Here is a 21160-nt window from a genome sequence, read left to right on the forward strand (position 1 = left end):
TCTCTTAAAGATAGATACGTTGAGTCTTTCTACCTGCTCAAAAAGAAAAATGGCTTCTTTAAGAAAACCATCATTCTGTTTCATAATCTGCTGATTTTACTATCTTTTCCAAGAGAAACAAAAATATACATCTTTTCTCAACGCAGAAAATCATATATTGGCATTGTATAATGTTAACATAGCCAAAAATAACCGTCAACGCTTTTTTGATTTTATGATATAATATCCTTTTTTCTTTTCTACAACTTCAACTTCAGAAAATACTTCTTCTAGTTTTTTTAGCGCAGATGGTGCACCTTGTTTCTTTTGAATAACAATCCACAATTCTCCACCTGAAACTAAATACTCTACAGCTTTTTCTAAAATCTCATGCACGATATCTTTACCAGCACGAATTGGAGGATTAGATAGAATAACAGCATACTTGCCATCTACATTTTCATAGACACTACTTTGCAAAATACGTACATTTTCAATTTTGTTATTAGCGGCATTTTCTTTTGCAAGCCCCAAGGCCCTTTCATTCACATCCACCATGTGAATTTCACGATCTTGAAACTCTTTCGCTAATGACAAACCGATTGGACCGTACCCACACCCTACGTCTAACACATTACCTTTAACATCTGGCATTTGAAACGCTTCAATTAAAAGACGAGAACCAAAGTCCACTTCGTTTTTCGAGAACACCCCATGGTCAGATAAAAAAGTAAATCGAGATTCACGAAGCGTAAATTCCCATCGTTTACGATCACTCTTACTAGAAGGGTCGTTAGAAAAATAATGGTCTGCCATATGGCCACCTCTTTTCTTTACAGTTAAAAAAAAAGCTCGCATGAGAGCGAGCTTTTTAAAGCATCAAAAGTTAATTACTTAACTTCTACAGCAGCGCCAACTTCTTCAAGTTTAGCTTTCATTTCTTCAGCTTCCTCTTTAGAAACGCCTTCTTTGATTGCTTTTGGAGTGTTGTCAACTAATTCTTTAGCTTCTTTTAAGCCAAGACCAGTGATTTCACGTACAGCTTTGATAACTTTGATTTTTTGAGCGCCAGCACTTGCAAGTACTACGTCAAATTCAGTTTTCTCAGCAGCAGCTTCACCAGCGCCACCAGCTACAGCTACAGGAGCAGCAGCAGTTACGCCGAATTCTTCCTCGATAGCTTTTACTAAGTCGTTAAGTTCTAATACAGTCATAGATTTAACTGCTTCAATGATTTGTTCTTTAGTCATTGTAAATATCCTCCCTTAAATAGGTTTGTATTGTTTTATAGATAACAAGTAATTATCTTTTAAAAAATTAAGCGCCTTGCTCTTCCTTTTGTTCTGCAACTGCTTTAGTAGCAAGTGCAAGGTTACGGATTGGAGCTTGAAGAACGCTAAGAAGCATAGAAAGTAAGCCTTCACGTGATGGAAGAGTAGCGATAGCTTTAACCTCATCAAGTGTTACAAGTTTACCTTCGATTACGCCCGCTTTAATTTCTAAAGCTTCATGTTTTGTAGCGAAGTCGTTTAATACTTTCGCAGGAGCAACTACATCCTCGTTACTGAACGCGATTGCGTTTGGTCCTGTTAAGAATTCGTTTAACTCAGCCATTTCAGCAGACTCTGCAGCACGACGAGTTAAAGAGTTTTTGTAAACTTTGAACTCAACGCCAGCTTCACGTAATTGCTTACGTAATTCTGTTGCTTCAGAAACTGTTAAACCACGGTAGTCAACAACGATTGTAGATTTACTAGCGCGAAGTTTGTCCGCGATTTCAGTTACAACTTGTTGTTTAGTTTCGATTACTTTGCTCATGTTATTACACCTCCTGTAGATTATATAGAAGATGTACCGAAAGTGCACTAAAAACCTCCATGCCCAACTTGTAGACATGGAGGCATATAGTCACAGAAAAAAGATTCCGCTTCGTATATTAACACCTAGGTAGGAAATTAAGTCGAATGACACCTACTGTCTACGGTACACTATTTAAATTCACAACATAAATGATTATATTAAAACTTCTTTATGAAGTCAACTTCCAATTTTTACGCAAGTGTAGAAACGTCTACGCGTACGCCAGGTCCCATTGTAGAAGCAACAGTTGCATTCTTCATGTAAGTACCTTTTGCAGCAGCTGGCTTAGCTTTTTGTAGCGTGTCAGCAATTGTTTTGAAGTTTTCTACTAGTTTAGCATCTTCGAAAGATACTTTACCGATTGGAACGTGGATGTTACCAGCTTTATCAACGCGGTATTCAACTTTACCAGCTTTGATTTCGTTAACAGCTTTAGTTACATCGAAAGTAACTGTTCCAGTTTTAGGGTTTGGCATTAAACCTTTAGGTCCTAATACGCGACCAAGTTTACCAACTTCACCCATCATGTCAGGAGTTGCTACTACTACATCGAAATCGAACCAACCTTGTTGGATTTTACCGATGTAATCAGCATCGCCTACGAATTCAGCGCCAGCAGCTTCAGCTTCTTTTGCTTTTTCGCCTTTAGCGAATACTAATACACGTTGTACTTTACCAGTACCGTGTGGAAGAACAACTGCGCCACGAATTTGTTGGTCAGCTTTCTTAGGGTCAACACCTAAACGGAATGCAGCTTCTACAGTTGCATCAAATTTAGCTGTGTTTGTTTTCTTTACTAATTCTACTGCTTCTGTTGCAGAGTAAGCAGTTGCACGATCAACAAGCTTCGCAGCTTCTACGTACTTTTTACCTCTTTTAGCCATTTTTATTTCCTCCTCGAATGTGGTTTTAGCGGAATAACCTCCCACGTTTACGCTTTTTTTCCAGGGATAACCTGAGGATGCGCGCCATCCTTTTATTTTAAAAAACGATAATCATTTACGATAATAAAGGTTGCGAATTGGAATTCCAGACCCGCAACCTTTTTTAAAAACAAATCGAATTAGTCTTCGATAACGATGCCCATACTGCGTGCAGTACCTTCAACCATACGCATTGCAGCTTCTACGCTAGCAGCGTTTAGGTCAGGCATTTTAGTTTCAGCGATTTCGCGTACTTTATCACGCTTAACAGTTGCCACTTTATTACGGTTTGGTTCACCAGAACCAGACTCAATACCAGCTACTTTCTTAAGAAGAACAGCAGCAGGAGGAGTTTTAGTAATGAAAGTGAATGAACGGTCCTCAAATACCGTAATTTCAACAGGGATGATAAGACCAGCTTGATCTGCTGTACGAGCGTTAAACTCTTTACAGAAGCCCATGATGTTAACACCTGCTTGTCCTAATGCTGGACCAACTGGTGGAGCTGGGTTAGCTTTACCTGCAGGAATTTGAAGCTTTACCATTTTAATTACCTTTTTAGCCACGAGACACACCTCCTTAAGTCCGTGATGTGGTCAATTGGACAGTGATTTGCCCTCCCACGTCATATTTTATCTGTAACGATAAAATCTTTCAAAAAACGTCTCCGATAACGAAGACGTACTGACTTAAAAGATATTATCACTTTTTACAATTCATTTCAAGTTTCATTTTATAATTTTTCAATTTGATGGAAGTCAAGTTCAACTGGAGTCTCGCGACCAAACATATCTACAAGCACACTCACTTTTTTCTTCTCCACATCAATTTCTTCAATAGCACCTGTATAATCTGCGAATGGTCCCTCATTTACACGTACTGTCTCATGAAGTTCAAAGTCGAAATCAACCACTTCATTGTCCATTCCCATATGCTTCATAATGGTAACAACTTCCTCTTCTAATAGAGGGGATGGTTTAGATCCAGAACCTGAAGAACCAACAAAACCTGTTACACCCGGTGTATTACGAACAACATACCAAGAGTCATCAGTCATGATTAGTTCCACTAACACGTAACCTGGGAACACTTTTCTTTTCATTATTTTTTCTTTACCATTTTTCATTTCTACTTCTACTTCTTCTGGGACAACAACACGGAAAATTTTATCTTGCATACCCATTGATTCTACACGTTTCTCTAGGTTTGCCTTTACTTTATTTTCATATCCAGAATAAGTATGGACAACATACCAACTTTTTTCCATTCATTTAGGACGAGCGTCCTTCCCTCCCTGACGTACATTTTTTTGCGCAAATGAAAAAACCCGTTCACCGGGCTTTTACACAGTTCTTATAAATAACATTATATCATGGATAAGTGCTTCTTATTCAAGAATTAACCAAGAATTAACCGAATTAAAGAAGAAATGCCCATATCAACTACTGCGAAGAAAATCGCAAAGAACACAACTGTAGCGATAACAGTCGCTGTTGAGCGGAGTAATTCATCTTTTTTAGGCCAACTTACTTTTTTCATTTCGCGACCTACATCGCCGAAAAAGTTCGTTAAACGCATCTGCGGGACCTCCAGTGTATTATTTATTTTGTTTCCTTGTGAACTGTATGCTTATTGCATGTTTTACAAAACTTCTTTATCTCAAGTCGCTCTACTGAGCTCGTATCTTTCATCGTAGAGTAGTTTCGATTTTTACACTCTTCACATGAGAGTACAACTTTTTTCCTCATTAGTTACACCAGCCTTGTAACATTATGTCCCTAAAAATGTATCATACAACAAAAGACAATGTCAATGTCATGACTCTCACTCTCGTTACAAAAAGAAAACAGGTGAATTAATTTACACCTGCGTTACTTTCTATGAATTTAAAGTTGTACTCTCTCTCATTTCCATATATCGTTCCAATTTTCTCTTCACCCGCTGTAAAGCGTTATCAATAGATTTCACATGTCTATTTAACTGTTCCGAAATCTCTTGATAAGAGCGACCATCTAAGTATAAAGAAAGTACTTTTCTTTCTAAATCGCTTAATAATTCAGATATTTTAGACTCTATGTCGGTATATTCTTCTTGACTAATGATCATCTCTTCAGGATCAGTCACCTTCGCTTCGGAAATAACATCCAATAACGTTCGATCAGATTCCTCATCGTAAATCGGCTTATCTAAAGACACATACGAATTTAAAGGAATATGTTTTTGTCTTGTTGCTGTTTTAATAGCGGTAATAATTTGTCGAGTAATACACAGTTCAGCAAATGCTTTGAACGAAGACAGCTTGTCCTCTTTATAATCACGAATTGCTTTAAACAATCCAATCATACCTTCTTGAACAATATCTTCTCGATCGGCACCCACCAAGAAATAAGATCTTGATTTCGCGCGAACAAAGTTCTTATATTTATGAATTAAATATTCTAGAGCGTCAGTATTACCTTTTCGAACTAACTCAACGATTGCCTCATCCTCTAAATCACGAAATGTAACGTCGCCTACACTTACGAAGCCTGCTTCCACCTTGATCCCTCCGACCGCTATTTATTTAGCAATATTATACAGTAAAAAGACAAAGAGCGTCAATGCTTCAACGCTCTCCTCTTCTTAATTTTTCTAATTTTTCTGTAATATCCTCACTAAATATCTTTCGCATGGCAGGTTGCTTTTCTTTCGTGTCTTTTGTACGTCTTCTTACTTGTTGTTCCATCGCTTGTACTTCTAACTCTAATTCACGCGCAGATTTCCGAAGGGCACCTTGCGCAAATATAACCCATTGTTCCGTATAATCAGAAGTCGCAACATATATTTGTGTATTTATATTTCTAAGCTCAATCGCAAGTTTCTCTATTTTTTCGTCCGCAGTTTGATTTTTGCGCGTGAATATTACTTCCACCCGCGATTGTTTCATCTTTTTTTCAATACCGTGGACTGTATAGGCATCAAAGACTATCATTACTTTCGTTCCTGTATATCCTTGATAATCCGCCATCTTATCAATAAGCGCGTCTCTTGATGATTGCAAATCTACATCCCGTAGTTTTTTCAAGTCTCCCCAAGCTCCGATAATGTTGTAACCGTCAACGATTAAAATATCGTTCATTTTTTATTTACCAATTTCGTGACGTTTACGATATACCTCATACATTAACAAACTTGCGGCTACTGAAGCATTTAAGGATGTAACTTTACCAACCATCGGTAAAGTAATTAAGAAATCACACTTTTCACCAATAATACGACTCATACCTTTTCCTTCACTACCAATTACTAATCCAATCGGCATTTTACCATCTAAATTACGGTAATCCGTTTTTCCTTTGGCATCTGTACCAGCAATCCAAAGTCCGCGTTCCTTCAATTCATCAATTGTGCGAGATAAGTTTGTTACGCGCGCAACTGGAATATATTCAATTGCTCCTGTTGATGCTTTCGCAACTGATGCTGTAAGTCCTACAGCCCTTCTTTTCGGAATAATAACCCCATGAGCTCCTGTGGCATCAGCAGTACGCATAATAGAACCTAGGTTATGCGGATCTTCAATTTCATCTAAGATTAAGAAGAATGGATCTTCATTACGTTTTTCTGCTACTTTGAATAAATCTTCTAATTCAGCATACTGGTATGCAGCTACTTGAGCAATTACACCTTGATGATTACCCTCAACTAATTGATCTAACTTCTTCTTTGGTGCATGTTGTAAAATAATCTTATTTTCTTTCGCTAATGCTAGTACAATCTGCACTTGCCCTTTGGCAGCACCTTCTGCGATCCAAATTTTATTAATATCTCTCCCTGATCGTAACGCTTCAATTACAGGGTTACGTCCGATAATATATTCACTACTCATGATGATGTGCCCCCTTCCTTTTCTTCTAAAACTGCAATTGCCTTATATACAATTTCGTCTAATCTTTCACGATTATTTAATAAGTGATGATAACCAATTAGCGCTTCAAAGGCTGTACTATGTCGATATGTTTGTACATCCGTATTTTTCGGAACGGTACCTGAATTTGCATTACGCCCTCTTCTTAATACCGCCTCTTCTTCCTCTGTCAAAAATGACGTCTCTAATAAATGATAAACAACTTTCGCCTGTGCTTTTGCCGAAACAAAGCTCGTCCCTAAGCGATGTAATTGATTAGGACGAACTTTTCCTTTTTGAAGGAGGTGATAGCGGATATATTGTTCATATACCGCATCACCCATATATGCTAACGCTAAGCTGTTTAATTGCTTTGCATCAATCATTCTTATCCTCTTTTCCATCTTGTACCTTGTGCGGTATCTTCTAAAATAATATTCCGTTCTTTTAAATCATCGCGAATTTGATCAGATAATGCGAAATCACGATTTTTACGAGCTTCAATACGCTTTTGGATAAGTGCCTCAATTTCCTCATCAAGCAATTCTTCTTTTGCTAATTCTAATCCTAAAATATCGAATAATGTTTCAAGTTGTTTCACGTATGCTTCAATTACAACTTTAGAAGTATGTTCTTCTAATAAATATTGATTTGCGTGATTTGCTACATTATATAATTCAGTAATCGCATTAGCAGTATTGAAGTCATCATCCATTGCTTCTTCAAATGCAGCCTGGAATTTTTCCATCTCAGCTAACCATTTCTCATTATGATCTGTTAAATTCGCGCTACTTTCCATACGATGCTTTAAGTTACCGTAAGCTGTTTTAATTCTTTCTAGCCCGTTATTCGTACTTTGTAATAACTCTTCACTAAAGTTAATTGGATGACGGTAATGTACTGATAGCATAAAGAATCTAATTAACTGTGGATCATATTGCTTAATGATATCGTGAACTAAAATGAAGTTTCCAAGTGACTTAGACATCTTCTCATTATCAATATTAATATATCCATTATGCATCCAGTAACGTGCAAATGTTTTTCCAGTCAACGCCTCGGACTGCGCAATTTCATTTTCATGATGAGGAAATGCTAAGTCTTGACCACCAGCATGAATGTCAATTGTATCCCCTAAGTACTTACGTGCCATCGCTGAGCATTCAATATGCCACCCTGGACGTCCTTTCCCCCAAGGGCTTTCCCAGAAGATTTCTCCCTCTTTTGCAGCTTTCCATAAAGCAAAGTCAAGAGGGTCTTGTTTCTTTTCTCCTACTTCAATACGTGCACCATGACGTAAATCAGCGATTGGCTGATGCGATAATTTACCGTAACCTTCGAATTCTTTCGTTCTAAAGTACACATCACCTTCTGATTCATATGCATACCCTTTATTCACAAGTTCTTGAATAAATTCAATAATAATATCCATATTTTCTGTTACACGCGGATGAACTGTTGCATGTTTGCAACCTAGTGCGGTTACATCTTCAAAATATGCTTCAACGAAACGGTCAGCAATTGTCGGTACATCTTCACCTAATTCATTTGCCGCTTTAATTAATTTATCATCTACGTCAGTAAAGTTAGATACATACTGCACTTCGTACCCTTTGTATTCTAAATAACGGCGTACTGTATCGAACACCATAGGGGGTCTCGCATTCCCAATATGGATGTAGTTATATACTGTAGGACCGCAAACATACATCTTTACCTTATTTTCTTCTAATGGAATAAACTCTTCCTTTTGACGTGTTAGCGTATTATAAATGTGAATAGTCATTTTTATCCTTCCTTTCTACCTTTACTTCAAGTTGCTTTTTCAATTTATCAAGTTCTGCTTCCATAACCTTTAATTTATCAAAAATCGGATCCGGAAGATCGGAATGATTTAACTCTTGACCAATCTTCACTCCATTTTGAATAACGACTCGGCCAGGTATACCTACAACTGTAGAATGCGCAGGGACTTCTTTTAATACAACGGATCCTGCTCCAATTTTAGAATTCTCTCCAACAGTAATTGAGCCTAGTACTTTAGCACCTGTTGCAATTAATACATTATCCTGAATTGTAGGGTGCCTCTTTCCCTTTTCTTTTCCCGTACCACCTAATGTAACACCTTGATAAATTGTTACATTATCACCAATCTCACACGTTTCTCCAATTACAACCCCCATTCCATGGTCAATGAAAAAATGACGACCAATTGTTGCTCCTGGATGAATCTCAATGCCAGTAAAAAACCGACTAACTTGTGAAATCCAACGTGCAATAAAAAAGAAATTCTTTTTATAAAAAGCATGTGCAATTCGATGGGCCCAAACTGCATGTAATCCAGAGTAAGTCAAAATGACTTCGAAATAACTTCGTGCTGCTGGATCCTGTTCAAAAACGACTTCAATATCTTCCCGAAGCCTCTTAAACATCGATGTCCCCTCCCCTTTATGGGCTGCTTTTTCGAGTGAACTAACTCCCTTAACTCCCCACTTATCCTCTAAATCTTTATACAAGGAGATCAAACCTATACTTATACCGACTTTTACGGTATAAAAAAAGACGCCTCTGTCATATTGACAGAGACGCCTTTTAAGCGCGGTTCCACTCTGTTTAGGCTAATAAAAAAGCCTCAAACTCATCCATGATAACGGTGTACACCGCTTCTGCTTACTTTACGCCCTAAGACATTTCACGAAACAATTCGTTGTTCAGCAGAAGACTCGAAGGGGCATTTCAAAAATCCGCTTATAAACCACTTCCAGCCTAAAGGTGGTTCTCTCTGTAAAAAGCCTGATTTTCTACTTCTCCTTCTCGTCGCTTTTCCTTATTAGATTTTAAGTATACTTATTATATTTCTAAACCTAGAAAATGTTAACCAATTACTTTTTGAAGACGATTTAAAACTTTTTCTTTCCCAAGAAGTGCAATCGCATTAGGAAGCTCTGGACCATGTGTTTGACCAGTAGTAGCAACACGGATTGGCATAAATAAGTTTTTACCTTTATGCCCTGTTTCCTTTTGAACTGCTTTAATAGCTGCCTTAATCGCTGCAGGCTCCATCGCTTCTAGAGCTTCTATTTGACCAGCAAATGCACGAAGTACTTCAGGTACCTGTTCACCATTTAACACTTCTTGTCCTTCTTCTTCATAATCAACATGATCTTTAAAGAACATTTCAGAAAGCTCTACGATTTCAGCTCCGAAACTCATTTGGTCATGATATAAAGCAATTACATCACGAATCCAAGCTTGTTCTTGTTCACTTAAAGTTTCGCCTACACGTCCAGCTTTCACTAAATGCGGTAAACTTAACTCTACAACCGTATCTAAATCTTGCTTTTTCATATACTGGTTGTTCATCCATTTTAATTTTTGAGAATCAAATAATGCAGGTGATTTTGATAAACGAGCTGCATCGAACATTTTGATGAACTCATCTTTAGAGAAGATCTCTTCTTCTCCTACCGGCGACCAACCTAGTAGTGCAATAAAGTTAAAGATTGCTTCTGGAAGATATCCTAGCTCTTTATATTGCTCAATAAATTGAATAATAGATTCATCACGTTTACTTAACTTTTTACGGCTTTCGTTAACAATTAGGGTCATATGACCGAATTGTGGGATGTCCCAACCGAAAGCTTCATAAATCATCATTTGTTTTGGCGTATTTGAAATATGATCATCGCCACGAAGCACATGTGTAATCTCCATTAAGTGATCATCTACTGCTACCGCAAAGTTATAAGTTGGAATTCCATCTTTTTTCACGATAACAAAATCACCGAAATCATTTGAATGGAATGCAACTTCATCTTTTACGATGTCTTTGAATGTGTAATCACGATCAGCTGGTACACGGAAACGAATACTTGGAATACGTCCCTCAGCTTCAAATTCTTTCATTTGTTCTTCAGTTAAATCACGATGGTTACCTGCATAACGAGGTGTTTCACCACGAGAAATTTGTCCTTCACGCTCTGCTTCCAGCTCTTCTTCTGTCATATAACATTTGTAAGCTAAACCACGCTCTAATAAATCTAGATATAATTTTTTATAAATATCTAAACGCTCTGTTTGACGATATGGTCCGAATTCACCACCAACATCAACACCTTCATCCCAGTCCATACCGAGCCATTTCAAGTATTTTAATTGGCTTTCTTCTCCACCTGCAACATTACGTTTTACATCAGTATCTTCAATACGAATAATAAACTTACCATCTTGATGACGAGCAAATAAATAATTAAATAATGCCGTACGCGCATTTCCGATATGTAAGTGTCCTGTTGGACTTGGCGCATAGCGCACTCTCACTTGCTTTTCCATAATTGGTACACCTTCCATTCTTAATGTCAACACATTCTATAATTGTACAACAAAAAAATGTGATTATCCATCTTACGAATTAAAAACCATTATTTTTTCTGTAATAATACCACTGCTTGAGAAGCAATTCCTTCTTCTCTACCTGTAAATCCTAATTTTTCTGTTGTTGTTGCCTTTACATTAATGTTATCTATAGACGTTTCTAACAGTTCACTAATACGTTTACGCATACTTTCAATATGCGGTGCCATTTTTGGCTTTTGAGCAATAATTGTACAATCTAGGTTTCCTAGCTCGTAACCTTGTTCGCGTACAAATTCCCAAACCTTTTGTAGTAATATAGCTGAATCTGCATCTTTAAAGGCAGGATCAGTATCAGGAAAATGCTTTCCAATATCTCCTGCTGCAATTGCTCCTAGACATGCGTCAGCAATCGTATGTAACAATACATCCGCATCTGAGTGACCGATTAATCCCTTCTCATGGGGAATTGTAATTCCGCCGATAATTAACGGTCTACCTTCTGCAAATTCATGTACATCAAAACCTTGTCCAATTCGAAACATTCTTTACATCCTCCTTGAGCTAAACCACTGAGCTTTATGACTCTATATTATATCGATATCCTTACAAAGAAAAGCCCGGCTATTGCCGAGCTTTCCTTTGTTATACACCATCACGGCTATTTTTTCTGAACATGAAGGAAACTTTCAGCAATTAGTAAATCCTCTGGAGTCGTCACTTTAATATTATAGTAACTCCCCTCTACTACACCTACTTGCTTACCAATGCGTTCTACGAGACTTGCATCATCTGTACCAAGAAAACAGCTCTGTTTTGCACTTCTATGAGCTTCTAACAAAAGCGAAACAGAGAACCCTTGCGGTGTTTGTACAGCCTTAAGCTGAGATCGTTCTACCGTTTCGACAACAACACCTTGTTCTACTTTCTTCACTGTATCCTTTACTGGCACTGCACAAATGGAAGCCCCATATTTTTCTGCTGCTGTTAATACATCTTGAATCACTTTATTCGTTACGAATGGGCGCGCTCCGTCATGCACAAGAACGTATTCCACATCACTTGCATGCTGAATCGCGTTATATACACTATCTTGTCTTTCAGCCCCACCTTGAATAAATTGCACCTGTTTTTCAATCGGATACTTCTGCATTAATTCTTCAAAATACGGGCGTTCCTCTTCGTTAATTGCCATAACAATACTTTTGCACGCCTTATCTCTTTCAAAAGCACGTAATGTATGCACGATAATCGGTACTTCATTTATAAGTAAGAACAACTTATTTTTGCCAGCACCCATCCGCTTTCCTTGACCGGCTGCCGGAATAATTAATGTATACATATTAATAATCCTCTACCTATAATGCTTTTTCTAATAATTTACGTTTTGCGAAAATCATACGACCAGCCGATGTTTGTAATACGCTAGTAACTAGTACATTAAGTTGCGAACCTACATACTCTCTACCATCTTCTACTACAATCATCGTACCATCATCTAAGTACGCAACACCTTGGTTTTGCTCTTTACCATCTTTCACAACATAAACACTTAATTCTTCGCCAGGGAGTACAACTGGTTTAATTGCATTAGCTAAATCATTAATGTTTAACACCGTTACTCCTTGTAATTCAGAAACTTTATTTAAGTTAAAATCATTTGTTACTACAGTTCCACCGGTGATTTTAGCTAACTTTACAAGTTTGCTATCCACCTCTTGGATATCCTCGAAATCGCCTTCATAAATTTCTACCGGAATCGGCATCTCTTTTTGAATACGATTTAAAATGTCTAGTCCTCTGCGACCACGATTACGCTTTAAAGCATCGGAGGAGTCGGCAATATGCTGAAGCTCTTCTAATACGAATTGTGGAATTACAATTGTTCCTTCTAAAAACTTCGTTTGGCAAATATCAGCAATACGTCCATCAATAATTACACTCGTATCGAGAATTTTCCAATGAGCCGTAGATTTTTCTACCTCTATCTCTTCGTTCTCACTATTGTTTTTCTTCTTACCTCCGCGTTGGGGTAATGTAAATAATCCTAGCAATTCATTCCTCTTTTTAAATCCTACTTGGAATCCTAAATATCCAAGTAAAAGAGTAAAGAACACTTGCAATACTGTGCTAATAACCGGAATTGTAAATTCACGAATTGGTATTAAAATTAAATATGCAACAATGAGACCAGAGATTAACCCTAATGTACCAAATAAAACATCTGCTACAGGCGCCTTTACAAGAGCCTCTTCAATATGCTTAATAAGTTGAACAATATAATCTACAAGCCAAAATGTTGTTAAAAATAAAATAATTGCACCAATAATTGCACGAACATACGATCCTTCCAATAAAGGAACAGCACCGATGTCTAATACATTAATAACTTTTGGGATTAAGTAAATCCCTAACGCTCCCCCAATTACTAGAAAGAAGAGCTGTACGATCCGTTTTAACATCCAACCACCTCCTACTCATTATTAACCATTGTTTCGCTAATCAAAACGCCGAATGCAAAAGCGGACGTGTTTTTTTATAAATAGTTTTATTTACCAATATATCATATCATATACCAAAAATGTTCTAGTGTCGTTATATTATGGAATCAATGTAATATTCTTAATTGTGTCTACTCATATAGAGATGCTCTTGAATTCTTTTTAAGCCTTCTCGTATTTTCTTCGCCCTTACTTCTCCAATTCCTTCCACATCATCCAATTCATGAATAGTCGCGCGACAAACACCTTGCAACGTTTTGAATCGATTAATTAAATTTTCAATGATAAGTGGCGGAACACGAGAGATTTTGCTTGTGATTCGATATCCCCTTGGCGTCACACTTTCTTCTAAACTCGTTTGCCCTGGGTAGCCAAGTAATTTAACTAAATCACTATCCTCTAAAAGTTGTGTATTTGCAAGGTCCTGCAACTTTTTCAAAATTTGATGATGGTCTTGTGTTTTTTCTTGGTGATAATCTTTGATTAATAATGCTGCCTCTGCCTCTAAATCAGCTAGTAGTTCTGTAAGTTGTAAACGGATTAACCTACCTTCTGTTCCTAGCTCATGAATATAGCTCAATATTTCATTTTTAATACGCAGTACCATTTCAACACTATGTAAAACGTGAACGACCTCGGACATTGTAACGACCTCTTCAAATTCTAGAATGCCCAAATTCGTAATACCATCATTCCATACAGCCTTATATTTTTCTAACGTTTGAATAGCTTGATTTGCCTTTGTTAAAATAACCCCTATATCTTTTAGTGTATAACGTAAGTTCCCTTGATATAGCGTAATTACGTTACGTCTTTGTGAAATAGCTACAACAAGGCTACCAGTCTGCTTCGCTACACGTTCTGCTGTTCGGTGACGCATGCCTGTTTCAATAGAATCAATAGATGCCTCTGGAACTAACTGTGCATTTGCTATTAAAATTTTACTTCCCGTTTCATTTAAAATAAGTGCCCCGTCCATTTTTGCTAATTCATATAAACTAGCAGGAGAGAATGCACAATTAATGTGAAAACCGCCATCAACAATACTTTTAATCTGCTCATTATATCCAAGAACAATTAGTCCCCCTGTTTGTGCGCGAAGTACATTATCTATCCCTTCGCGCAGTGGTGTCCCTGGGGCCACGAGCTGTAAAATATTAATCATACTTTTGACACGTTGCTTATTTTCTTCCATAGCCTAGCCTCCTAATGTCAAACGAAGCGCTTCTCCTAAATTAGAAACACCTACAACCTCAATCCCATCTGGAATTGTCCATCCTCCTAAGTTTTTTCTAGGAATAATAACACGTTGAAATCCTAATTTAGCCGCTTCTTGTACACGTTGTTCGATTCTTGATACTCTTCTTATTTCTCCAGTTAATCCTACTTCTCCTATTACTGCATCGGTTGGTGCCGTAGATTTATCCCTAAAACTTGAGGCTATACTTAAAGCCACTGCTAAATCAATTGCCGGTTCATCTAATTTCAAACCACCAGCTACTTTTAAATATGCATCTTGATTTTGCAATAGTAAGCCTGTTCTTTTTTCTAATACTGCCATAATAAGCGAAACACGGTTATGATCAATTCCCGTCGCCATTCTTCGAGGATTTCCAAAACTAGTAGGGGAGATTAAAGCTTGTATTTCTACTAAAACCGGTCTTGTTCCTTCCATTGAAGCAACTACTGTTGACCCTGCAACACCAACCGGCCTTTCCTCAAGGAAGATTTCAGAAGGATTTAAAACTTCCGCAAGACCAAGCTCTTTCATTTCAAAGATACCCATTTCATTCGTGGAACCAAAACGGTTCTTCACAGCTCGTAAAATACGATACGTATGGTGTCGATCTCCCTCAAAGTAGAGAACTGCATCGACCATATGTTCTAACATACGAGGTCCTGCAATTGCTCCTTCTTTTGTCACATGCCCGACGATGAAAATAGGGATTCCTTTTGTTTTTGCAAGTTTCATTAATTCCGCTGTACATTCACGTACTTGTGCCACACTTCCTGGTGCTGACGTCACTTCAGGTAAATGTATCGTTTGAATAGAATCAATAACAACAAAAGCTGGATTCATTTCTTCAATATGTGCTGCAATACGCTGCAGGTCTGTCTCTGCTACAACAAATAGATTGCTACCCTTTACATGCAAACGATCTGCACGAAGTTTAATCTGCTTTGCCGACTCCTCACCCGATATGTATAATACATCATATGAAGAATCTGCTAATTGCGATGAAATCTGTAATAGTAATGTTGATTTTCCAATCCCAGGGTCTCCACCAATAAGTACTAAGGACCCATCTACAATTCCGCCACCAAGCACACGGTTAAACTCTTGAAATTCCGTTTCAATACGTGCCTCAGACTTTGTTTCTACTTCAGTAAGACGTCTTGGTTTTGTTACTTCCGTTTGAATTGCATTCGCGTAATTAAGGCGCCTTGATGATACAACTGGTTCCATCTCTTCAACAAGTGTATTCCATTGACCACATCCGGGACATTTACCCATATATTTCGGTGACTGATAACCACATTCTTGACATATAAATTTCGTTTTCTTTTTAGCCATACCTTTTTATAGTTCACTTCACTTTCGTCTATAAACGTTTATCCTTCTCGTACAAGAAAGAGGGCTATCGCGTAGCCCTCTTTGTTTGTCTATACTTATTTTACCTTTTCCGCACTATGAATGACAAATGATTCTCCTTCTACATCAAAGATAACTTTTTGTCCTTTCTCAATAGCACCTTTTAAAAGTTCTTCAGATAGTCTATCTTCTACATGCTTCTGAATTGCCCTACGAAGCGGACGAGCACCGTACTCACGATCAAATCCTTTATCAGCAATAGCAGAAATTGCCCCTTCTGTTAATTGCAATTCGATTTCTTGTTCTTTTAAGCGATTCACTAACTGATTTACCATAAGAGTTACTATTTCTTGAATATGTTTTTTCTCAAGCATATGGAATACGATAATTTCATCAATACGGTTTAAGAATTCTGGACGAAATGCTTTTTTCAGTTCATCCATTACTTTGCCTTTCATATCCGAATAATCGCGGCTCTCATCTTGTACGTTAAATCCAAGATACTTATTACGTTTTAATGCATCTGCCCCAACGTTAGATGTCATAATAACAATTGTATTACGGAAATCTACTGTACGTCCTTTAGAATCGGTTAAACGACCATCTTCTAATACTTGTAGTAAAATATTAAACACATCCGGATGAGCTTTCTCTACCTCATCTAATAAGACAACTGAATATGGCTTGCGACGAACTTTCTCTGTTAATTGTCCACCTTCTTCATATCCAACATATCCTGGAGGAGAACCAACTAAACGGGAAGTAGAATGCTTCTCCATGTACTCTGACATATCGATGCGAATCATTGCATCTTCATCACCGAACATAGATTCTGCTAGTGCTCTTGCAAGTTCTGTTTTACCTACACCTGTTGGCCCTAAGAAAATAAATGAACCAATTGGGCGCTTCGGATCTTTTAATCCTGCTCTGGCACGACGAACAGCTTTTGCTACAGCTACTACCGCTTCATCTTGACCAATTAAACGATCATGAAGAATGGATTCTAAGTTTAATAATTTATCAGTCTCTGTTTGTGCAAGTTTAGAAACTGGGATACGCGTCCATGTAGAAACGACATTTGCAATATCTTCTACCGTAACCTCTGAATTTTCTTTTCCTTGTTGCTCTTTCCATTGACGTTTTGTATCTTCTAACTTCTCTCGTAAGCGTTGTTCCATATCACGTAAAGATGCAGCCTTTTCAAATTCTTGACTTTGTACAGCCGCATCTTTTTCTTTTCGAATCTCCTCAAGCTTCACTTCAAGCTCTTTTAAGTTTGGTGGTGTTGTATAAGAACGTAAGCGAACTTTTGAAGCAGCTTCATCAATTAAATCAATTGCTTTATCCGGTAAAAAGCGATCTGTAATATAACGATCTGAAAGTTTTACAGCTGCATCAATAGCGTCATCTGTAATAGATACACGGTGATGCGCCTCATAACGGTCACGTAAACCTTTCAAGATTTGAATCGATTCTTCTAAACTTGGCTCATCAACATGAATTGGTTGAAAACGTCTTTCTAAAGCCGCGTCTTTTTCAATATATTTGCGATACTCATCTAAAGTTGTCGCCCCAATACATTGTAACTCTCCTCGTGCTAAAGATGGTTTTAAAATATTCGATGCATCGATTGCACCTTCTGCTCCACCGGCACCAATTAATGTATGAAGCTCATCAATAAATAGAATAATATTGCCTGCTTGGCGAATTTCATCCATCACTTTCTTTAAACGGTCTTCAAATTCACCGCGATATTTCGTTCCAGCTACTACTGTACCCATGTCTAGTGTCATAACACGCTTATCTCTTAAAGTTTCAGGAACTTCATTATTTACAATTTGCTGTGCTAATCCTTCTGCAATTGCCGTTTTACCTACACCAGGCTCACCGATTAATACTGGGTTGTTTTTCGTTCTACGGCTTAACACCTCAATTACACGTTGAATTTCTTTACCACGTCCAATAACAGGGTCTAAGCGATTTTCACGTGCAACAACTGTTAAGTCCCTTGCTAAACTGTCAAGTGTCGGTGTATTTGCATTTGTTGCTGAACCACCTTGATGACCTGAACTAGCTTCATTACTTCCAAGAAGTTGTAACACTTGTTGTCTCGCTTTATTTAAACTTACACCTAAATTATTTAAAACACGTGCCGCTACACCTTCACCTTCACGGATTAAACCGAGTAAAATGTGTTCTGTTCCAACGTAAGAATGGCCTAGCTTACGCGCTTCATCCATAGATAATTCAATAACCTTTTTAGCACGAGGTGTATAATGTACAGTTTGAGAAGCTTCTGTTCCACGCCCAATTAACGCTTCTACTTCTTTTTGAACTTTCTCTGGACTTAATCCAAGAGCAATTAACGCTTTTGCTGCAATTCCTTCACCTTCGCGTACAAGCCCAAGTAAAATATGTTCTGTTCCAATATTATTATGCCCAATACGAATTGCTTCCTCTTGAGATAAAGCTAATACTTTCTGTGCTCTTTCTGTAAATCTTCCAAACATCATAGAAATCGCCTCCTACTTGCGCTTAGTTTTTTTCAATACGTAATCGCTCACGGATTAAGGTTGATCTTCGATAATCTCTTTCTTCTGGCCCTAAAGGTCCCCCTGCGTATTGTTGTAAAATGCCCGGTTGAGTAAGAACCATTAACTCCGTCAAAATATTTCTCGATATACCTTTTATATATCCTAGATCAATACCAAGTCGTACATCTGATAAGCAATTAGCAGCTTCTGCAGATTGAATTAAACGACTGTTTGCTAGTATGCCGTAAGAACGATAAACCTTATCTTCAAGTTCAATACTTGAATTTTGTACAATTAATTCTCTAGCCATTTTTTCTTGCTGTATAATTTGTTGAATGACACCTTTTAAATCTGCAATAATATCTTCTTCAGACTTTCCTAGCGTCATTTGATTTGACACTTGAAATATATTACCTAACGCTTCGCTACCTTCACCGTATATTCCTCTTACTACTAACCCTAATTTTTGAATTACTTGTATAATACGGCTAATTCTTTTTGTTAAAACCAGTCCCGGTAAATGAATCATCACAGAAGCTCTTAACCCTGTGCCAACATTAGTAGGACAGCTTGTAATATATCCAAGTGATTCATCAAAAGCGTATTCAACTTCTTTCTCAATCCAATTATCTATTTGATTGGCGCTTTGAAGCGCCTCTGATAACTGTAATCCTGAAAATAGGCACTGAATCCGAATATGGTCTTCTTCATTAAGCATAACACTAATATGTTCACTTTCTGATAGTAGACATGCTCCATATTCTGTCCCTGCAAGATTTGGACTAATTAAATGCTTTTCGACTAAAACTCTCCTTTGAAGAGGGGTTAATTCATTCATCTTTAATAGTCCAAACTCCCCAAAGGACCCTACTGCTTTATTTATAAATTTCTTTTTAAATAATTCATGAATCTGTTTAGCTTCTTCTTCGTTTTGCATAGTAGAAAATTGATATTGTTTAAAATTACGAGCCAAACGAATTCGACTACTTAAAACAATATCAGAATCAGGGCCATCCCCCTTCATCCATGGACTAATCGCTTCATTCATAATTTTGTCCAGTGACATAGAACTATTCCCCCTCTCTATGCTCACTAAGATGTATTTCAAGACCTCGAATCTTATCTCTTACCTCTGCAGCTTTCTCAAATTCCTCTTTCTGTACGCATTGTTTCAGAATGAGTTTTAGTTCATCTAATTCTTTCTTTAAGTGGATATTTCCTTCTATACGTTCCGGAATTTTTCCACAATGATCTGTATGTCCACCATGAAGACGTTTTAATAGTGGCTTTAAATGCTCCTTAAATGTATCGTAGCAAGAAGAACAGCCAAAACGTCCCACTTTTGTAAATTGTTCATATGTCATCTTACAATCTGGGCATCTTACTATATTTGCATTTGAAAATCCATTTTTTCCTTCTTCAAACATTGTTGATTCACCGTGTAATAAACCAGCGAATAAATCATGAAATGAAAAGTTAGACTGCGATGATTGAAAGAAAGACGTATAGCCACTTTGCTCTGCACATTGCTCACAAAGATGAACTTCCGCCTTCTTCTCGTTAATTACTTTTGTATAATGTAAAGTCGCTGGTCTTATATTACAGTTTTGACAAGTCATCACTATCCCCACCTTTACAACAGGAACGCTCTATCTCATGATACTTTTCATACATTACTAGATTGTTCGCTTTCCTGAATCCGTTTAAATAAAAGTGCATGTTCTTTTTCAAAACTTCTACAACATTTAACTGCTTTATCTTAGTCATCATTCTTTTACAAAAGCTATATTTATTTATATTTCAGTGTTCTTAACATTGCGCATAATATTCGAGCCCTAAGTTCATCTCGAGAAGGAACATCCATTGATAATACAGAACGATCTATTACGCTTAACATCAGTTTCGCTTCACGATTTGTTATGATTCCCTCTTCTATTAAACGTATAATCATGCTTTCTGCATTCCCTTGCGCAACACTATGATCAATCATATGAAGCATTTGATCAATAATGTCTATATCGTCATGCAGTTTGACTTTTATAATGCGAATGTAACCTCCTCCACCACGTTTACTTTCTACTACAAATCCTCTTTCTAACGTAAAACGGGTATTGATTACATAATTGATTTGAGATGGTACGCACTCGAACCGATCCGCAATCTCATTTCTCTTAATTTCAATCACATTATTATTGCTTAAGTCAATAACTTGCTTTAGATATTGCTCAATGATATCAGATATATTTCTCATTTATCCGCCACCTTTATTGACTTTGACTATCTTTGACTTTAATTATATACGTATTAATAAAATTTGCAACTCTTTTGCTTATTCACTATCCTAGCCACATTCTCCTGTATTTAATCAAAATATTAATACTTTAAACACATTTTTTTATTACTATGGATTATAAAATAAAACACGAAAAAACACGAGTCATTTGACTCGTGTTTTAGTTGCTTGGCGACGTCCTACTCTCACAGGGACAAGGTCCCAACTACCATCGGCGCTAGAGAGCTTAACTTCCGTGTTC

Annotated in this window: 24 protein-coding genes and 2 other annotated features; all 24 genes read right to left on the minus strand. The window is 37.3% G+C overall.

The genetic code is table 11. The annotated features are described in order from the left end of the window. Positions 1–195 precede the first annotated feature (195 nt). On the minus strand, positions 196–795 hold the full coding sequence (locus tag JDS98_RS27955) for a class I SAM-dependent methyltransferase (protein ID WP_000763276.1): 600 nt from the start codon (positions 793–795) through the stop codon (positions 196–198). Between the two features lie 74 nt (positions 796–869). Continuing rightward, complete coding sequence (gene rplL / locus JDS98_RS27960; RefSeq protein WP_000159737.1) at positions 870–1229, minus strand: 50S ribosomal protein L7/L12; 360 nt, start codon at positions 1227–1229, stop codon at positions 870–872. Positions 1230–1296: 67 nt separating this feature from the next. Next, positions 1297–1797, minus strand: a complete 501-nt coding sequence (gene rplJ / locus JDS98_RS27965; protein ID WP_000048718.1) for a 50S ribosomal protein L10 — start codon at positions 1795–1797, stop codon at positions 1297–1299. A gap of 39 nt (positions 1798–1836) precedes the next feature. Then, positions 1837–1981: a sequence feature (ribosomal protein L10 leader region), on the minus strand. Positions 1982–2030: 49 nt separating this feature from the next. Further along, the gene (gene rplA, locus JDS98_RS27970) at positions 2031–2723 is read right to left on the minus strand and encodes a 50S ribosomal protein L1 (RefSeq protein ID WP_002093855.1); all 693 of its coding nucleotides are present in this window, start codon (positions 2721–2723) and stop codon (positions 2031–2033) included. Positions 2724–2902: 179 nt separating this feature from the next. Continuing rightward, on the minus strand, positions 2903–3328 hold the full coding sequence (gene rplK, locus JDS98_RS27975) for a 50S ribosomal protein L11 (RefSeq protein ID WP_001085872.1): 426 nt from the start codon (positions 3326–3328) through the stop codon (positions 2903–2905). A gap of 167 nt (positions 3329–3495) precedes the next feature. Next, positions 3496–4029 carry a transcription termination/antitermination protein NusG gene (gene nusG / locus JDS98_RS27980; protein WP_000415793.1) on the minus strand — a complete coding sequence of 178 codons (534 nt, stop codon included), beginning with the start codon at positions 4027–4029 and terminating at the stop codon, positions 3496–3498. Positions 4030–4160: 131 nt separating this feature from the next. Continuing rightward, entirely contained in the window at positions 4161–4340 is a 180-nt protein-coding gene (gene secE, locus JDS98_RS27985) for a preprotein translocase subunit SecE (protein WP_001241321.1), read from the minus strand. A gap of 23 nt (positions 4341–4363) precedes the next feature. After that, a complete protein-coding gene (gene rpmG, locus JDS98_RS27990) occupies positions 4364–4510 on the minus strand; it encodes a 50S ribosomal protein L33 (protein WP_012260172.1) in 147 nt (48 codons plus the stop codon). A 130-nt stretch (positions 4511–4640) separates the two neighbouring features. Further along, positions 4641–5300: an RNA polymerase factor sigma-70 gene (locus tag JDS98_RS27995; protein ID WP_000387198.1), complete on the minus strand. Its 660-nt coding sequence runs from the start codon at positions 5298–5300 to the stop codon at positions 4641–4643. A 67-nt stretch (positions 5301–5367) separates the two neighbouring features. Next, positions 5368–5880: an NYN domain-containing protein gene (locus tag JDS98_RS28000; RefSeq protein WP_000997879.1), complete on the minus strand. Its 513-nt coding sequence runs from the start codon at positions 5878–5880 to the stop codon at positions 5368–5370. 3 nt (positions 5881–5883) lie between these two features. Next, complete coding sequence (rlmB, locus tag JDS98_RS28005; RefSeq protein WP_000093761.1) at positions 5884–6627, minus strand: 23S rRNA (guanosine(2251)-2'-O)-methyltransferase RlmB; 744 nt, start codon at positions 6625–6627, stop codon at positions 5884–5886. After that, positions 6624–7031, minus strand: a complete 408-nt coding sequence (locus JDS98_RS28010) for a Mini-ribonuclease 3 (RefSeq protein ID WP_000564265.1) — start codon at positions 7029–7031, stop codon at positions 6624–6626. Before JDS98_RS28010 ends, rlmB begins: the two co-directional genes overlap by 4 nt. 2 nt (positions 7032–7033) lie before the next feature. After that, on the minus strand, positions 7034–8431 hold the full coding sequence (gene cysS / locus JDS98_RS28015) for a cysteine--tRNA ligase (protein ID WP_000152262.1): 1398 nt from the start codon (positions 8429–8431) through the stop codon (positions 7034–7036). Then, entirely contained in the window at positions 8412–9077 is a 666-nt protein-coding gene (cysE, locus tag JDS98_RS28020; protein ID WP_000476498.1) for a serine O-acetyltransferase, read from the minus strand. Before cysE ends, cysS begins: the two co-directional genes overlap by 20 nt. Before the next feature lie 146 nt (positions 9078–9223). Beyond that, positions 9224–9472 (minus strand) — a binding site (T-box leader). Between the two features lie 47 nt (positions 9473–9519). Further along, a complete protein-coding gene (gltX, locus tag JDS98_RS28025) occupies positions 9520–10977 on the minus strand; it encodes a glutamate--tRNA ligase (protein ID WP_000415160.1) in 1458 nt (485 codons plus the stop codon). A gap of 89 nt (positions 10978–11066) precedes the next feature. Then, a complete protein-coding gene (ispF, locus tag JDS98_RS28030) occupies positions 11067–11543 on the minus strand; it encodes a 2-C-methyl-D-erythritol 2,4-cyclodiphosphate synthase (protein WP_000488380.1) in 477 nt (158 codons plus the stop codon). A 116-nt stretch (positions 11544–11659) separates the two neighbouring features. Next, positions 11660–12340 (minus strand): 2-C-methyl-D-erythritol 4-phosphate cytidylyltransferase, encoded by a 681-nt coding sequence (gene ispD, locus JDS98_RS28035; RefSeq protein ID WP_000288308.1) that lies wholly within the window; start codon positions 12338–12340, stop codon positions 11660–11662. Between the two features lie 16 nt (positions 12341–12356). After that, on the minus strand, positions 12357–13460 hold the full coding sequence (locus tag JDS98_RS28040) for a PIN/TRAM domain-containing protein (RefSeq protein ID WP_000919680.1): 1104 nt from the start codon (positions 13458–13460) through the stop codon (positions 12357–12359). 160 nt (positions 13461–13620) lie between these two features. Further along, positions 13621–14694 carry a DNA integrity scanning diadenylate cyclase DisA gene (gene disA, locus JDS98_RS28045; protein ID WP_000392164.1) on the minus strand — a complete coding sequence of 358 codons (1074 nt, stop codon included), beginning with the start codon at positions 14692–14694 and terminating at the stop codon, positions 13621–13623. A gap of 3 nt (positions 14695–14697) precedes the next feature. Beyond that, a complete protein-coding gene (radA, locus tag JDS98_RS28050) occupies positions 14698–16074 on the minus strand; it encodes a DNA repair protein RadA (RefSeq protein WP_001085199.1) in 1377 nt (458 codons plus the stop codon). 95 nt (positions 16075–16169) lie between these two features. Beyond that, positions 16170–18605 (minus strand): ATP-dependent protease ATP-binding subunit ClpC, encoded by a 2436-nt coding sequence (gene clpC, locus JDS98_RS28055; protein ID WP_000971171.1) that lies wholly within the window; start codon positions 18603–18605, stop codon positions 16170–16172. Between the two features lie 22 nt (positions 18606–18627). Beyond that, positions 18628–19692 carry a protein-arginine kinase McsB gene (locus tag JDS98_RS28060; RefSeq protein WP_000050835.1) on the minus strand — a complete coding sequence of 355 codons (1065 nt, stop codon included), beginning with the start codon at positions 19690–19692 and terminating at the stop codon, positions 18628–18630. 4 nt (positions 19693–19696) lie between these two features. Next, positions 19697–20245, minus strand: a complete 549-nt coding sequence (locus JDS98_RS28065; RefSeq protein ID WP_000128388.1) for a protein-arginine kinase activator protein McsA — start codon at positions 20243–20245, stop codon at positions 19697–19699. A gap of 170 nt (positions 20246–20415) precedes the next feature. After that, positions 20416–20877: a transcriptional regulator CtsR gene (ctsR, locus tag JDS98_RS28070; RefSeq protein ID WP_001244560.1), complete on the minus strand. Its 462-nt coding sequence runs from the start codon at positions 20875–20877 to the stop codon at positions 20416–20418. Positions 20878–21160 lie beyond the last annotated feature (283 nt).

It is taken from the genome of Bacillus cereus group sp. N11 (assembly GCF_016483605.1).
GTDB lineage: Bacteria > Bacillota > Bacilli > Bacillales > Bacillaceae_G > Bacillus_A > Bacillus_A toyonensis.

Excerpts from the sequence above, each read along its gene's own strand:
- JDS98_RS28000 (WP_000997879.1), bottom strand. The coding sequence starts at position 5,880 with ATGAACGATATTTTAATCGTTGACGGTTACAACATTATCGGAGCTTGG.
- radA (WP_001085199.1), bottom strand. The coding sequence starts at position 16,074 with ATGGCTAAAAAGAAAACGAAATTTATATGTCAAGAATGTGGTTATCAG.
- gltX (WP_000415160.1), bottom strand. The coding sequence starts at position 10,977 with ATGGAAAAGCAAGTGAGAGTGCGCTATGCGCCAAGTCCAACAGGACAC.
- clpC (WP_000971171.1), bottom strand. The coding sequence starts at position 18,605 with ATGATGTTTGGAAGATTTACAGAAAGAGCACAGAAAGTATTAGCTTTA.
- JDS98_RS28040 (WP_000919680.1), bottom strand. The coding sequence starts at position 13,460 with ATGTTAAAACGGATCGTACAGCTCTTCTTTCTAGTAATTGGGGGAGCG.
- JDS98_RS28010 (WP_000564265.1), bottom strand. The coding sequence starts at position 7,031 with ATGATTGATGCAAAGCAATTAAACAGCTTAGCGTTAGCATATATGGGT.
- ispF (WP_000488380.1), bottom strand. The coding sequence starts at position 11,543 with ATGTTTCGAATTGGACAAGGTTTTGATGTACATGAATTTGCAGAAGGT.
- ispD (WP_000288308.1), bottom strand. The coding sequence starts at position 12,340 with ATGTATACATTAATTATTCCGGCAGCCGGTCAAGGAAAGCGGATGGGT.
- JDS98_RS28065 (WP_000128388.1), bottom strand. The coding sequence starts at position 20,245 with ATGACTTGTCAAAACTGTAATATAAGACCAGCGACTTTACATTATACA.
- JDS98_RS28060 (WP_000050835.1), bottom strand. The coding sequence starts at position 19,692 with ATGTCACTGGACAAAATTATGAATGAAGCGATTAGTCCATGGATGAAG.
- rpmG (WP_012260172.1), bottom strand. The coding sequence starts at position 4,510 with ATGAGGAAAAAAGTTGTACTCTCATGTGAAGAGTGTAAAAATCGAAAC.
- ctsR (WP_001244560.1), bottom strand. The coding sequence starts at position 20,877 with ATGAGAAATATATCTGATATCATTGAGCAATATCTAAAGCAAGTTATT.
- nusG (WP_000415793.1), bottom strand. The coding sequence starts at position 4,029 with ATGGAAAAAAGTTGGTATGTTGTCCATACTTATTCTGGATATGAAAAT.
- rplA (WP_002093855.1), bottom strand. The coding sequence starts at position 2,723 with ATGGCTAAAAGAGGTAAAAAGTACGTAGAAGCTGCGAAGCTTGTTGAT.
- secE (WP_001241321.1), bottom strand. The coding sequence starts at position 4,340 with ATGCGTTTAACGAACTTTTTCGGCGATGTAGGTCGCGAAATGAAAAAA.
- rplL (WP_000159737.1), bottom strand. The coding sequence starts at position 1,229 with ATGACTAAAGAACAAATCATTGAAGCAGTTAAATCTATGACTGTATTA.
- rplJ (WP_000048718.1), bottom strand. The coding sequence starts at position 1,797 with ATGAGCAAAGTAATCGAAACTAAACAACAAGTTGTAACTGAAATCGCG.
- cysE (WP_000476498.1), bottom strand. The coding sequence starts at position 9,077 with ATGTTTAAGAGGCTTCGGGAAGATATTGAAGTCGTTTTTGAACAGGAT.
- JDS98_RS27955 (WP_000763276.1), bottom strand. The coding sequence starts at position 795 with ATGGCAGACCATTATTTTTCTAACGACCCTTCTAGTAAGAGTGATCGT.
- cysS (WP_000152262.1), bottom strand. The coding sequence starts at position 8,431 with ATGACTATTCACATTTATAATACGCTAACACGTCAAAAGGAAGAGTTT.
- rlmB (WP_000093761.1), bottom strand. The coding sequence starts at position 6,627 with ATGAGTAGTGAATATATTATCGGACGTAACCCTGTAATTGAAGCGTTA.
- disA (WP_000392164.1), bottom strand. The coding sequence starts at position 14,694 with ATGGAAGAAAATAAGCAACGTGTCAAAAGTATGATTAATATTTTACAG.